Below are 16,061 nucleotides of genomic sequence, written 5' to 3'. Positions count from 1 at the left end.
CCACTGCCTGATACCGATGGACCGGTACCCGGTCCAAATCGATGCGCCGGTCCTGGATGCTGTTGCTCAGTTTGCTCGAGGTCAGTGCACTCGAGGTCAGTGCGTCAAAACTCAGTGCGGCAAAACACTGTGCGGCAAAACACTGTGCGGCAAAATCGGCATGGCATTGGTGTGTTGCCTCCTGGTGACGATTGGGTTTGCGTCACAAATCGTCGCCCAGCCACCTGGAACGATTCCAGCGCCGGAAATCATTCGCGGCGATTCAGGCGGAATTGCACCGGATGCGTTTGTGTTCTTGGACGAATCTGGCACCCCCGTGGTCATCCCTCGGATGTCGTTCGAGGAGATCGATCGCTTGCGACGTCTAGAGCAGGGAATCCAGGTTCAGGATCGACGAGCGACGCTGCAGCGAATCAACTTGGTCGGATCGGTTCATGATCAGCGTGCCGAGTTTGAACTCGAATGCCACTTTGTCATCGATCCCCGAACCATCCGAGAAGGCACGTCGACACCCATCGTGTTGGACCTGGGTTTGAACGGTTTTCACTTGCTGGAACCAGCAACCGTCCAAAGAGTTGCCAACGATGACGAACCATCCGGCAATGACACCGAGGGTGATGAAGCCTCCGGCGAAGCGGACACACAAACCGTGTCCTACACCGAACTCGCTCGCGCGTTTGTACGAGTCGCTCCAAGCAAAACGGCCGCTCGTGACGAACTACTCGACGCAGCTTCGGCCGCGGCGACCAATGGCAGTGCCACTGTGACAAATTCGTCTCGCGCAAACGCTGGGTTGAATTACGAGTTAGTTTTGCCAGCCGAAGCTGCGTTGCCCGACAAACCGATTGACTGCATCTGCAAACTCAGAATGTCAACGCGAGTTCGCCGGCTCGGACCACTGACCAGCTTCCTTCCTTTGTCGCTACCGACCGTGCCGACGAGAGTGGAAGTATCGGTCGCTCCGAATCAGTCAGACGCCGCCGAGAATTCGCCTCCGTTGATAACCGCCGAGATAGTTGGAAGTGGCCGCGAAGTGCTGCGCCAGCTATCCAAACGTGAGCCGGATTCCGACGATGAAAACCGACGACGCTCACGATTCGAAATCGATAGCCAGGGCGGTGAATTTGCTTTCAAGTGGCAATGGCTGCCATCGGCGACCCAGGCCGCTCGTTTGCTCGAGACCGAGTCCAACGCGATCTTGCGATGGGAATCGCCCGCGGATCCTCCGAGCCTTCAGGTTCAGATGATTGTTCGGAACTTGCGTGGTCAATTGGATGCATTCGAAATTGAATTGCCCGAACAAGCGGTTTTGTTAGGCAGCCCAGAGGTCGCCATCAACGAAGACAGCCGCGATAGCACGTTGACACCTGATTCGGTCGGCGATGAAGTCGCGGACGCCGCTTTCGAATCCGGCAGCGCCATCGACGTCACGGGTTCCGGTTGGACCATGACATTGCTTGAGGCGGACGCAACTAACGATTCGGAATCAACTGGCACGAAGCAAACCACACAAGACAATAGTTCGTCACCCACACGCCGCGTTCGTTTTTCAACCGAACGAGCCGATGCGATGACATCAACGTCTTTGGTTGAAGTCCGCTTGCAGTTGCGACTGCCAGTCCCGGAAGCTTCGGCGAACACACCGTGGACAATGCAATTGCCTCGTGTTCCAGACGCGATCGGACAAAGAGGCACCGTGACCGTCGTCACCGCCGAAGACCACCGCCTTCGCTGGCGACCTCGTTTGGGTGTGGAGGCAATTGCTTCCGATGCAACATCGGTCAACGTCGGCGAACGAGCCCAAACGTTCCGGTTCCTTCGCGACGCTTTTCAATTGCCGGTTTGGTTGTCGGGCAAACAGCGACAGCAGCGATTGAAAATCGCGATGGACCTCAGCATGACCAACCGGTTGGCTCGTTCGGTGATGACGGTTCAATCCAGCGGCGCGGGCATCGACCCGCAAGACATGCAGCTGGATTTGCAAGGATGGCAGCTGACTCATTTGACCGCGGACGATGAAGACGAAGAACTCGACATTTCGATCTCAGAGGGCTTGGTTCAATGGCAAGCGGATGCGTCCGATGGCAAGTGGCCACGCCAATACATCATCACTTGCGAACGAGTCGTCACCGAACAGATGGTTGCCGAACCGTTGACGCTGACACTGCCGAAACTGCAGACCAACGAATCCTCCAGTGCGGTCACAGAAGCAACCCTTCAGGTGACCGATGCAAAACGTCTGCAATGGACGGTGGATCTTTCACAAAGTGAAAATCTGCAACGAATCAACAATGATTCGTCCGATCGTTTTCGGTTGCTTTCGGTCGATAGCCCTTGGAGCGTGACGGGTAACTTCACTGAACGTCCACTGCGTCTGAATCTATCGGGCGGTACATCGATGGACACGCAAGGCAACCAATGGGTCACTCAAACACGCTGGAATCTCACCACAGCGGTTGACCTCGAGGGCATCGCTCAGTTCGCCATCCCGACTCCGAATGCACAATCCGTTCAGTGGACATCGGTGGTCGACGGCGTTCCCGCGATGGTTCGCAAATCTGATTCGTCGGATAACTCAGATAGTTGGACCACCTACGAAATTGTGACGCCGCGATTGTCGGTTGGCACTCACGAGATCGAGCTGATTTCGCGGACGATGCTGCGTGACCTGCTCAAGCCACCAGCAAACTCTGAAACACTGATTCGAACGGCTGCGGATGATCCGTCATTGGATGCGGACGACGAAGCTTCCGAGCAACCTCTCGCAGAGGATTCGGCCGAAGTCGATCTCGATGCGTCACCGGACAGCCTTCGGGAGCCTGAGTCATCCATTGATCAGATCTTGGCAGCGATCCCCTATCCGATCGCCGACCAAGTCACCCTGGACTCAGATTACCTGTTGACCGTTCCCAACTCGGTCACCGATGGAGCCGGTCAGGTTTGGATGGTCACGATCGGCGATGAACGATTGTTGTCGGGAACACAAAGAACCACGTCTGCTGGCACAAGTGCGGCACCAATTCCAAGCAACGAGTGGACGCTCACATCCATTCCGGATGCACCGTTCAAACTGGAGTTTCATCAAGAGTCGCTGGAAGAGACTCCTGTGCGAGTCACGCGAGCTCTGATCCGCAGTCTGGTCGGGCAACGCGTTCGTCACGAACAGTTGGTGGCCGTGGTTGAAGGCGGCCAACAAATCACGATTGGATTTTCGCAGCCACTCAAAGCCATCCAAATCGAAACGCGTCTGAATGGCAACATCGTCGCAACGTCTCGCGGTCGAAGCGGCCTGCGAATTGACGTGCCCACCACCAGTTTGGGAACTTCGCAACCGAGCGACACCGAATCGCCGACACGATTTCTGCTGGACATTCGGCTGTGGACGGAAACCGATTCCAGCCCATGGTGGACCAGCATCGAGCCGTTGATGAGACTGCCTGTTGGGTCGGCACAAATCGATTGGCAGCTTTCCGTCCCCACGGACTCACACCTGTTTTGGGCTTCCTCGTCATGCGGACGATTGATGCGTTGGGAACGTGAGCAACTGCGTTTGTCGCGGCAACCGATGGCCGACGATGCCGAATTGCTCGAATGGGTCACATTCCCATTCCAAGAGAACGCGACGCTGTTGGGTTCACTCAATGAGTCGACCACGAACTCCGCCTTCACTGTTCCCAGCAACCAGTACCTTTTCTATTCCAGCGATCCCTACTCGTTCTCCGCTCTCACAGTTTCGCGAACGATGATGTGGTTGGCCGTTGGAAGCTTGTCGCTATTGCTCGCCGCGTCGACTCAGTTGTTCCCTCGCAGTCGACATCCTTTCGCGATTGTATTATTGGCGGTGGTTTTGGCCGGCGTTCTCGTTGCGGCTCCCGATGGAGTGATCGTGACGGCTCAACTGATCATGATTTCGCTTGTGTTGGTCGCGGTCTTCTACGCGATCTCGGCATTGATATCACCGCCCGCCTCCGACCGCGTGTTGCAGTCGTCTGGCGCATCACGAGCGTCGGAGAAAATCCCACCGTTTGGTTCCACCCGAGTCAATCGCAAAGGGCAGGGCTCTTCACCCGGCTCGCGATCGATGATCAACGAGTCGACAGGGACGCACGTTCCGGGCGGATCCTCCAGGCATCGCGGAGACTCCGGCCAACGCTCCAACACCGAATCCGAACCTCGCCCAAACCCTTCGGACGAAGGCCACGACGAAGAAGGAGCCGCGGCGAGTCATTCTCCAGGAACGTCGTCATGACGCGGTCTCGATCAATCCGATCGGCCTGGGTGATTTGGGTCGCCATTTGGTTCGTCACAACGTCGCTTTCTTTCAAAGGCGATGTTGCCGCGCAAGAAGCGGACGCAACGACAGCCGAAACAAGCGAGGTGGTCGAACCGACACCAGACACGACGGAGTCAGACGAACCATCGGTCACGGATGAATCAACCGTTCCCGACTCGCCCGACGAGGACGAACTGGTCTCTCGCGAGGTTTCTGAAAGGCTGTCTCAATGGGAGGCATTGGCTCAACAAGTCCGCAGCGATGAATCATTGCGGTGGATCTCTTTGTTCGGATCTCAAATTGCAAGACTCGTCCCAGACAACTTTCGGCCCGTCGCGGCCGACGAACTGAGTCAGGCTCTCGGCGAAGCGGCCGAAGTCGCTCCTGAAACGTCCACCGACGATATTCTGCAATGCGAAATGGTGGCAACGATTCGCAACGGATCGTTGATCAGTAACGCCAGTCGAATGCTGTTTTCATCGCAAGCCGGCAGCGAACATCAGTTTGGCAATGTCAGTTTTGCCGTCTCGCGACTTCGTGAAATGGACGATGAATCTGGCGTCGAATCCGAAACAACGGCAGCATTCGAATCCGATGAATCGGGAATGCTCAGGATCACCACAAACGATGTGAGCCAACCACTCGCGGATCGCAATCTGGCATGGAATTGGCGACAGCAAGCATTGCCGACCTGGAACGGCAGTCGGTGGGAACTCGTTCTGCCGCAAGCATTGATTTCTCGTTTATGGATTCGTGTTCCGGCAAACCAAACTCTTCGCTGCGAACAAGCGGTCCTGCGTGAAGTCACCACAGACGAACTGCCGAATTGGTACAGCGAAGCTTCGTCGATCAGCGCCACCGATTCGGCTTCGGACAACGATCGCTGGATTTTCCTTGAGTCAGCTGGTTCGTCGCGTTTGGATCTGCAACTACAAACCGTTACCGATGATGCTGCGGAGGTCCAAACGGCAACGATCGTCCGCAGTTGCAGGTTGTCCTTCGATCACGATGGATCAATATTGAATTGGCAATGTCGCTTGGTCATTGATCCGCAACCAATCGCGTCCATCCCGCCTTGGGTCTGGCTCCGCGGTGATGTGACTCGCATCGCAATCGATGAGCAAGAGATTCCCTTCACTTCCCGCCCCATCGCTTCGCAATCAACCGAGACGTCCTCGCAATCACCGTTCGCTTCACTCATCGAAATGACGGCGATCGAAGAATCTGAACCCACATCCACCGCCGACTCGCGAATCATCGTTTTGGAAGGAACATCGCCGCTGCCTCAAAAAGGCAACTTGATCTCCTTGCCCGAACCGGTCTTTCCATCTTCGTTTGTGGTTTCCCCGACGCCTTGGCAATTGCAATGGACGATGCCGGCTCATCTACACGCAACGAGTTGGCAGTTGCCCGAACAATGGGAACTCACCCCACCATCGTTGGACGCATCAAAGTCACCCGACTTGCCGGCGACTTGGAACGCCGTTGGCCCGCCGCCTTCACGAGAAACATTGGTGACGGATTCGCTCTTGGATCCCCCAGTTGCCCCAGACCAAACTCGTTTATCGGCTGCTTCCGTCGCGAGCTCGTGGGGCATCGAGTTAGCGGAATCGCAACCACTGTTGTATGCCAACCACCAATCTCGGTTTCTGTTGGAAGACAACGCGATTCAGGCTCGCAGCACCATTCAGATGACGATGTCTCCCGACCGGTTGGCTCCCATCCAATTAGAGATCCAAGATGGGTTCTCGTTCGATTCCATCACAGTCGGTGAAACACGACGAACGTTGACCATCAACGCTCCCAATCGTCGTGGTCGCAGAATCACGGTGTGGCCCAGCCCCGACGAGATCGAGGAACTGCCCACCGGTGAAGGCACTCTCGAAATCCGCGCCACCGGACAATCGCGGCGAGACCCGAACAACCCTCGCGTCAATGAATTGTGGATGATTCGAGTGCTGGGATGTCCGGGCCAAATGACGGCAGCGGTCATTCCTCCCGCCGATATGGGTTGGACAGCGGAAACCGCCATCACGCCTTCGCGAATTGAGTTCTCTGAGCTAACCGCTCAACAACGACGCTACTTCGCCCCGCTTCCCGGTGACGCGATCGTGCTCAGCCATTCGATTCGCCAAACCCCATCTCTTGCGTTGGAAACTCCCGACAGCACGATCGTCGGGTCATGCCAAACCAGCCTCACGGTTGCTCGAAGTGGCAAGGAACGAACCGGAATCGAACAACAGGTTCAGGTGCAAGTCGAAGGTTTGCCGCAGACATCACGTTTCGTCAAAGTCCGCTTGGCCGCCCGCTCGGAACAGGCTTCACCACAAGACATGAAGTGGCAGACACGCTTGTCATCCTCCGCCGCCGTTCATTCAGTCGATGAGGAAGCTGTCACTCGGCGTTGGGTGCCGCGTCAATCGATGGATCCCCAATCAGAATCGAACGCCGAGTCCCAGGCATCGTCCGACACGTCGGACTCGGATGAAATCGCAAGCGGGTCCGATGGATGGTTTGAATGGAGCATCCCGGTCCCTCGAAACTTCAACGACAAATCGTTGCTGATCGGAAGATGTTTTCACGCAACCAAAGAAAACGACGCGGGTTCCAAAAACGACCATCCAACGCGTGCACTTCCGATCGGTTTGTTCCGCTTGGCGGATGCGACTTCGCAAACTTGTGAACTGTTGATCGATTCCGATCTGCAACTGGCTCGTCCCGTCGCGAATTTGGTTGGAATCCCAACGGCGGACACTGACACCGCATCGAAACCGTTCCGCTATCGATACGAAACCTCACCGCATGTGATTGTGCGAGTCCGTCACCGGAACCAAACGCCACCGTCCAACTTGGTGCTTCAGCAGCACACACACGTGATTGCTTCAGCCAGCGGAACCGACCGAGCTCGCACGCGATTCGAAATGATCGCCACGCAACCGATCGAAGTGAAGTTTCCTTGGGATGCTCATTTGATTGAAGCACGCATCGATGGCGTGGAAGTCCAACCGCAAATGACGCGTCAGCACCACCTTCGGTTTCTAGCCGTCAAACAATCTGAGTTGGTGCTTGAAATTGAGTGGACGACAACCTCCTTTGAAAAATCATGGATCCGCAAACCGGAAGTCACTGACCTGCAAGTCGTTGGCCTGACCCTGGGTTCGCAGTTTCGCGTCTCTCCTGCCGAAGACAGCTTGCAACTTCCGTTGCTCGGGTCCTCTGAAGAACCTCCTCTGATCTTTTCCCAAATGGTGATTGGAATCGGATGGGTCGGCGCACTTGTCATACTCGCAATCAGTCTGGCTGCAGGCTGGGCCGCGAGATGGGGACTGGCATGTGGTTTGGCTTTGTGTCTCTTCGCCATGCTGCTTTGGCCTGAGACGCTAGTCCCTCTGACAACCTGGGTTGCTCTGCCGCTAACCATCGGTCTCCTGCGGATCGCGACCCAACAATGGCAAGCATCCAAGACTCCCACATCATCGTTTGATCAAACGCCGGGTACATCCGGCCAATCCAATCATTCGAACGTGCCATCGCGTTCCCCTGACAATGATCCAACTAGCGACTTCTCCAGTTCCGCGTTATTGCGTAGTTGGCTGGGTTGGGCGATTGTAAGTTACTTTGCGATCAGTGGCGATGTTGCCTCCGCTCAAACGATGGACATCTTGGTTCCGTTGGATTCCGCCAACCAACCAATGGGCAACAAGGCGTACATCCCCGAGTCGCTGTACGAAGAGTTGTTTTTGGTTCGTCCCGATGAACGTGTTCGACAAGTTTCGTTTCTGAACACCAACTACGAATTGGACCTGACGTCGGAAAGTTCCAAACGAGCCATCAGTTTGGCTCACGACGAGTTCGCCATCGAGCTGCTCGCCCGATTCACCGTGGAAACAACCACTCCCAGCAGTCGACTTCGGCTTCCGTTTTCGCCTGAAACGATCGAAGAACTGGTACTGATCCGTCCGGATGAGAGCACGCGGGTATTGACGACCACCACGGATCAACAGCCGGGCACACTGATCGTTGTGCCTTCGGGAAATCGGTTTGACTTGCAACTTCGCCTGCGTTGCAAAACGACACACAATGCGACGGGCACGCAAATCGCAATCGATCTTCCGCGAATTCCGCAAGCTCGTTTGGTCGTGCGTCGAGATTATCGCATCGACAACTTTCGATTGGTCACCGATGAAATTGCTTGGCCAGCGGTCGATCGTCCGGTTGGATTTGGAATCATTTCCTCCAACCAATTTTCCATCGGCCCGTGCAATCGGTTGCAGATTCACCTGCAAAGTAAAGCGACCGCAGACGCAATCGCGAGTGGATCTGCACCCAACCCAAACACAGGCAACCAAACAGGCGACACATCTGACGCAGACCAACTCCCCGTCGCTTGGAATTCTGCATCGCAATGGAACCGTCGCTACTGGCTGAACGCCACTGCGAAACAATGCTCCGTTGAATGTGAACTCGAACCGTTGCTACCGCCACCATCGGGCGGAGAAGTCATCCTTCGTTTCCACCGAGAAACCAGTTCACCACCGCGTTTGATTTCCCGAGACTGGAAATTGATTCAGCAAACACCGACCCAGTGGAAGCTCACTCGCGTCAGTTCGTCTGACGAACCCATTCGATTGGTTTGGGATCTCAGTGCCGATTGGTCGGCACGAACAACTGAGGACGAGCCCACATCGCCCATTTCCAATGCAGTCGAATCAACATCGCCTGATTCCTTGCCGCTCGCTTCTGGAAGGTTGCTGACTTGTCCCGGACTGTCACTGCATGACCGCTGGGAAGAGCCCACATCAGACGACGAATCAGCCCTCGTCAACTCACGCACCGAATTTTCGGAGACGTTGGTGGCGTGGACATTATCGGGTGATTTGCAACCGCTTTGGCCAGCATCGCTTGGGACAGAACGCGTTCCGACCGAACAATTTTATTCGCAATGGTCAGGACCGATCAGCCGTCTCGACAGGGCCGCCAAAAGTTCCGGAACGACTCCGATCGTTCAAATTGGATTCTCCAATCAATCGACGCTGGTCTTCAGTTCGCGGCAAGAGATTCATTTGGATGCGACGCACCAAACGATTCGTCTCGATGCGACCTTTGAGCCAACTCCGGCCAACAACAATTCATCGACCACCGACCCGCCGTCAGGAAATCCTGATGCAAGCGGTGAAGCGACCGTGGCCGCCATGGACGAAAGCGTCGAACCTCACATCATCAAGGTTGTGCTTCCACCCCAAACCCAAATCTTCGATTGGCAAATCAAACAACCTGGACTGCCCGACAGTTCACCCGATCTGCTCGACGGGAATGCGTCTGATTTAGAAACCGCCGATGCGACCAATGACGAAGCGGCGGATGCGGAAGCGACAACGAACCATGCATCAAAACCGAAAGGTGCCTCCGAAAACGAATCCGGAACTCGGTGGGAACTGGTCCGAAAGAACAATCGTGATTGTTTGCTGATTCGGCACGAAGGACGAGGCATGGAGTTGTCGATCGAAGCTCAGGTCTCATTAAAAAAGAACAATGACAATGCCCTGGCATTGATCGAAGTCGAACCAGTCCACTCCGTCGACAAAGTTGAATCCATCAGCGAAGTGGTTGTCTCTCGTTCTGCCGACACCAACGTTCAGTGGAAAACGCCGCCAGAGATCGAAGGCGAAAAGTCCGGCGACGCGGGCCCGGCTTCGATGCTGGCGTCAGGAATGATATTGATGGATCAATGGCTGGTCCGCGGATCAACCACCAAGGCATTGGGCGACGCTCGCTTCCGATCCAATCTGGTACGGCATCCATTTCAAACCGACGTTCGCGTTGCGTTGCGATGGGAGGAAGGCCGGTGGGTCGCCCAAACCGATCTGCAATTGAAATCGAAACAGCAACCTGATTTCTTGGATGTCGAAATGCCCACGCGTTGGTGTGACGCTTTGCAAATATCCCCACTCTGTGCCTCGACTCGACAACCGACGCTCACTCCGGCCCGGCAAGTCATTCGCATTCGTTTGGCGGACAAGGACATCCGATCCATTCGTCTTACAAGTCGTCTTGCGGCGGGTGACTTGGTGCGTGTGAGCGTTCCCAAAATTCGCGTGCTACAAACTCAGCGTTCGCGGACCGATATCGTGGTCCCCAACCGATTGACCAACGCTCCGATTCGCTGGGAGACCAACGGTGTTGAACCCATGCAGCAACCAAGGTGGAAATTGCAGTTGCCATCAACATCGGGCGATGAAACTTCGGAAGAGTCCTCGGACGACGACGCAACGGACGCGGAAGAATCCGCCTACTTCCGTGTCGCCAACGAGAACTGGTCGGTCGAATTGGAAAGAATGCGGAAGACCAACAACTTGGCCTCCGTCATGCACGCGGATCACCAACTGCTGAACGATCGCTACCTGGTCAGTCGCTTTGACATTGTCCCCGGGGATGCATCGCACTTGACGCTGAAACTGCCTGAATCAGCCCAGTTCGTCGCGGGCTGGACGAATGGATTGCCTGCAGACGTGATCCAGTTGGACAACAACCGGCTTCAGTTCTTGTTACCTTTGAGTCGCCTCAGCCAAGGAGTAGAAGTTTTATTGGAAATGGACTCACAAGTCTTGAGTTCCAACACACCGACTTGGCACGAGATTCAAACGCCGATTCGATCCACGTTCACCCGCCTGCTATCTCGGCGGAGTGATGGGACGAATTCACTTTCGTTGTCACACCAAAGCTCTGCCGCTCCCATGATGGCTTCCCAAAACTTGACTTCGAACCAAACCGTCACGGACTGGAGTCCGTGGCGGTCAATCAAGCCAGACCAACGCTGGCAAATCCTCGCCACCAACACCGTCCGCTCGATCGCTGCCGCTTCGGACTCACTGGCCGACCGACGTGACGAAGAAGTCGCTTCGTGGATGAAACTTTGGTTGCAGCGATACGACTCAATCAGTCAAGCCGCCGGGATCCCATTTGATCCCGCGAATGCTTCGGCAGAAGACTCTGTCTCGTTGGAACGCCTTTCCGCTGAGTTTTCCAGCAGACCACCCAAATCGGTGTTCTCATGGAATGAAATGGAGTCCTTCCTGGCCATGCAAATCCAGCGTTACTCGGCTGGCGAAACCGACAACTGGTGGCAAGTCAGTGACTCAAACAAACGTCCCGATGGCCAGTGGTCCTTCGCCCTCACAAGCCAACAACCAGATCGCTGGATCATCGACAGTCAATATCAATCAACCCGGAACGAGCTTCCACCGCAATGGTCGGTCGCCTCCCGGTCTTCCATCGCGACACAATGGGCTCAACAGGGGATGCGTTTCTTATTGCTGTTGACCAGTGCGTGTTTGCTGATTGTCTTGCGTCTTCAACCGGGGCGCAATCGACATCAAACCGAAGAGGCCACATGGGTGACCAACGTCCAAGACTTGATCGCCAACCCTGCCACTTGGATCTTTGTACTCGGTTGCATCGCATTGGTCTTGGCACCGATGCCTCTCGCACTAGCGTTGATGGTGACCGCAGTGATGCTCAGCGGATTCGAAGCCTTTTGGAAACCGCTTCGAAAACGTTTGCGAATGTGGGCGTCCGCCCTGCTTCTGCTGGTCATTTGGATTGGCCCAACAGAGCAAGCGATCGCACAACCCGCTCTTCAAACGATCGATTCTCCTAGTCCCGCCGAGATCGCCAACATGATGCGGATGCGTGACGGGTGGAGCCTGCAATTGGTCGCCTCGGAACCAATGGTCGTTGATCCCGTCTCGGCTGCCTTTGATCCCCAAGGACGATTGTGGGTGGTGGAGATGCCCGACTACCCGCAGCCGGTCGATGACTCGAAACCGATCCAGGGACGCATTCGTATTCTTCGTGATATCGACGGCGACGGCACGATGGATCAAGCCACCACTTTCGCCGACGGACTGAATTTCGCGACTGGAGTGTTGCCATGGCCATCGAAGGTCGCGAGCAAGAATGAATCGCAGATGGACGGTGCGATCGTAACCTTGGCCGGCGAAATCGCTTGGCTTCGCGACACTGACGGCGATGGAATCGCTGACGATCACCAAACGTGGTTTCGCGGCTTCACAACCGGCAACGAACAACTCAGAGCCAACCATCCGATCCTCGGACCGGACGGATTGGTTTACGTTGCGAATGGATTGCGTGGCGGAAAGATCGAGGCTGTTGCCTCACGATTTGATCCAGCCGCTGGACCTTCCACGCTTTCGAAAAACGACTTCTGCTTTGATCCGCATGGCGGCTACTGGGGTCCGGTTTCTGGCAACAGCCAACACGGTTTGACGATCGACGATTTTGGTCGTCGAATCGGATGCAGCAATCGCAATCCAGCGATCCAAGCGGTACTGAGTGCCAACACAATTCAAAGAGATCGCGAGCTGGCACCGACGGATGCTTTGTTGGACATCGCCGTCGCGGGTGAACATTCAGAAGTTCATCCGATCAGTGACGCTTGGACAACCAGCCACCTGCACGCGGGACAATTCAGTGCGGCCTGCGGTGTCTTGGCGGTCGATGACGAGTGGTTGTTCGTTTGCGAACCGACCGGTTCATTGGTCCAGCGTCAACGAATGCGACTGGACGGCGAGAACTGGCATGCGACGCGAGAAGAGAACGACGCCGAGTTGCTCGCCAATGAGCACACCTGGTTTCGCCCAGTGGATTTGGTTGCCGATCAAAATGGATCGGTGCTGGTCATCGACATGGCTCGCGCGGTCATCGAGCATCCCGATTGGGCGCCCGAGGAACTGAAGAACCGACCGGACACATGGCACGGAAACGACCTTGGACGCATCTGGCGACTGGTTCCTCCTCAAGCCGAACCCGGCTTTGACGCCATCCAAAGCAATGAAGAAGCGATCGAAGCATTTCGTTCCGATGACGCCGTCCGACGATCATTGGCGACTCTCCACCTGACGCAGCAGTTAACAAATCCGACCGCTAAATCGCTCGTTCTTGAAAGCCTTTCCGAACTGTTGTTTTCGGGTGATACAAAGCCAGCGACTAAGGCCCGAGCTGCATCCTTGTTGGCTCAGCAGAACAGCCTGAATTCTGACCAGCTATCGAAGCTTCAATCGGAATCAGAACCTCGCCTTCGCGCCCTCGCCGCCCAACACACGACGACCTGGAACACCAACAACTTCCGCGAATTCGCAAGTGACGAGAGTGCATTGGTTCGCCGAGTCGCACTGGAAAGCTTTCTCGCCTCCGATGAATGTGCACGAATCGCGAAACTTCCGCAGTCTGATGAGTTCCTCTCCGTTGTTGATACGCTGCACAACGTTGCGGTGGAACAAGCGGACTCATCATTGATTGCGAAACTCCTGGCTTCGGTTCCCCAACCGATGCTTCAACTTCTCATTCGCCGGTCGATTGAGAACGAAAATCAGCAACTCTCTGCACACTATCGGTCCAATCGCTTGCAGTGGATTGAACGTTCCGCCGCGTCAGATCCCGATACAACTCTTGATCTGATTTCAAACGTTCAAGACAACAATGACGCATTGCAATTTGTTGCAAGTTGGATCAATGGCACGCGTTCGACATCGGCTGTGAAGAAAGCGACGTCCGGTCCGAAACAGGACTTCTTCGCTCGCGTTGCTGACGTCGCGAAAACGACGCTGGCGGATTTGGACCAGCAACTTGTCCAACGCGAAAATGCGGTGAACGTTTTGCTGCAACTCGCTCCCAGCTCGACCGAATTGCGAGATCAGTTGACCGAGTCCACGAACGCAAACTTGCGGTCACGAATTCTCGAAGGATTGCTCAGAAGCGACCCCGAGTGGACGCGATCCATCTTGGTCTCACATCCGGACCCGTGGCGTCCTGAAGAACGCAGCGTCGTTTGCCGACACGCTCGTTCTGATCCCGGCATGGCAAAGTGGTTGCTCGCGGCGGTCCAGGACGGAAACTTGCCGCGGTCATTTGTGGACGCGACCACGGCCAACGCTTTGCGAGCACATCGCGATCAAACCATTCGCGAATCTGCCAATCAAACCTTTGCTCCACCGGAAGATCGCGCCGAGGTTTTGCAAAAGTATGCGGTCGTCGCGGATCGATTCTCGACGGCCGATGTCGCAAAAGGGCGACAGTTGTTCGTCCAACACTGCTCCAATTGCCACCGCATGGAAGACGTTGGACACATGGTCGGACCTGACATCAGCGACAGCCGCACGAAGACTGCGGAAGCGTTGTTGGTCGCGATTTTGAATCCCGATGCCGCCATTGACGCGTCGTTCACGCGTTACCAAATTTTGACCGTCGACGGCGAAGTCGTGTCGGGGCTGTTGCACAACGAGAACTCTGAAACGGTAACACTGCTGGAAGCAGGCAATCAGCAACGCCGTGTGGCTCGCGACGACATCGAAACCTTCCGAGCCGTGGACACATCCTTGATGCCAAGTGGAATGGAGCAAACACTGTCGGTGGATCAAATGTCCGATTTGATTGCCTACCTGAAACGCTGGCGGTACACCGCTGAAGGTTTGTGATGCCATCACGTTCCACGTCCATTGCTGAAACGAATTTGTCTGAGACCAAACGCCGTATCTACCTGGACCACGCTGCGACATCCTGGCCCAAAGCGGATGGCGTGACCGATGCGATGGTTGAGTTCTTTTCGAGCGTTGGCGCATCGGCCTCTCGTGGCAACTACGCTTCTGCGATGAAGGCGAGCGAACTCGTTCGCTCGTTGCGTCACAAGCTGGCCCGATTCATCCATGCCGAATCAGAGTCGTGCATCAGCTTTCATGGCGGCTGCACTCACGCATTGAACTGTGTCATTCATGGATTGGTCGGATCATCAAAATCCATCGGCGACGGTTCGCATCTTTTGCTCTCCGCGGTCGAACACAACGCAGTCATCCGTCCACTTTTGGTGGCTGCGAAGTCCTGCAACGCGACCGTCGAAGAGGTCCCCACAGACCGCAACGGTTTGCTCGATGCTGATGAAGTGATCTCACGCATCAACAATGAGACTCGATTAGTGGCACTGTCTCACGTGTCCAACGTGACGGGTGCGGTGCAGCCGATTGCGGAGATCGGGGCGGCCGTCGCGGAAGCCAACCGATCCCGTGCTGACTTTAAGCAAATCCTTTTTCTTTGCGACGCGGCACAATCGTTTGGCTACTTGCCAATCAACGTCGCATCACTCGGCGTGCACGCGTTGGCAGCACCCGCTCACAAAGGTTGTGGTGGGCCGCCGGGGATTGGAATGTTGTACGTATCGCCGAAGTGGCACTCCGCGATTCAACCTTGGATGCAAGGTGGCACCGGAGACGACGGTCGGTCTGACGAGATGCCCGAATCGATGCCTGCGAAACTCGAACCGGGCACCATGAATCTGCCCGCCATCGCGGGATGGTTAGCCGCGATGGAATCCATGGCGACGCCGAATGAACTTGATGACTCGTCCCAAAAGTTAGCCGCCCTATCACAGCGACTTCACGTTGGCTTGAACGGCATCGATGGAATCAAAGTCTTCGGTCAACCGGGGCCACTTCCGATTGCCAGTCTCGACTTTGGACCAGCTCTTCCGCCCGACGACGCCGCCGCGATTCTGGACTCGGAGTTTGGGATCGAGGTCCGATCGGGGCACCACTGTGCCGCTCGGCTTCACAGTCATCTTGGAACCGAAACCGCCGGAACACTTCGCATCAGCGGGGGTCACGGCACGACCTCCGATGAAATCGATGTGGTGGTGGCCGCGGTCGCGGAAATTGCCGCTCAAATCACATCCTTGGTGTGATCCCGCCACGGATTTCATCGCCCGGGTTTGATCTCAGCC

General features: G+C 55.7%; 3 protein-coding genes. All 3 read left to right on the top strand.

The annotated features are described in order from the left end of the window. Positions 1–16 precede the first annotated feature (16 nt). Genes RE6C_RS22570 through RE6C_RS22560 form a run of 3 tightly spaced genes read left to right on the top strand, consistent with a single transcriptional unit; the run spans position 17 to position 16,022 of the window. Entirely contained in the window at positions 17–4,249 is a 4,233-nt protein-coding gene (locus tag RE6C_RS22570; protein ID WP_008660383.1) for a hypothetical protein, read from the top strand. Then, complete coding sequence (locus RE6C_RS22565) at positions 4,246–14,766, top strand: PVC-type heme-binding CxxCH protein (RefSeq protein ID WP_008660381.1); 10,521 nt, start codon at positions 4,246–4,248, stop codon at positions 14,764–14,766. The genes RE6C_RS22570 and RE6C_RS22565 overlap by 4 nt, the downstream gene beginning before the upstream one ends. After that, positions 14,766–16,022, top strand: a complete 1,257-nt coding sequence (locus RE6C_RS22560) for an aminotransferase class V-fold PLP-dependent enzyme (RefSeq protein WP_008660380.1) — start codon at positions 14,766–14,768, stop codon at positions 16,020–16,022. The genes RE6C_RS22565 and RE6C_RS22560 overlap by 1 nt, the downstream gene beginning before the upstream one ends. The last annotated feature ends 39 nt before the right edge of the window (positions 16,023–16,061 follow it).

It is taken from the genome of Rhodopirellula europaea 6C (genome assembly GCF_000338295.1).
GTDB lineage: Bacteria > Planctomycetota > Planctomycetia > Pirellulales > Pirellulaceae > Rhodopirellula > Rhodopirellula europaea.
This window is presented reverse-complemented; position numbering and strand designations above follow the sequence as displayed.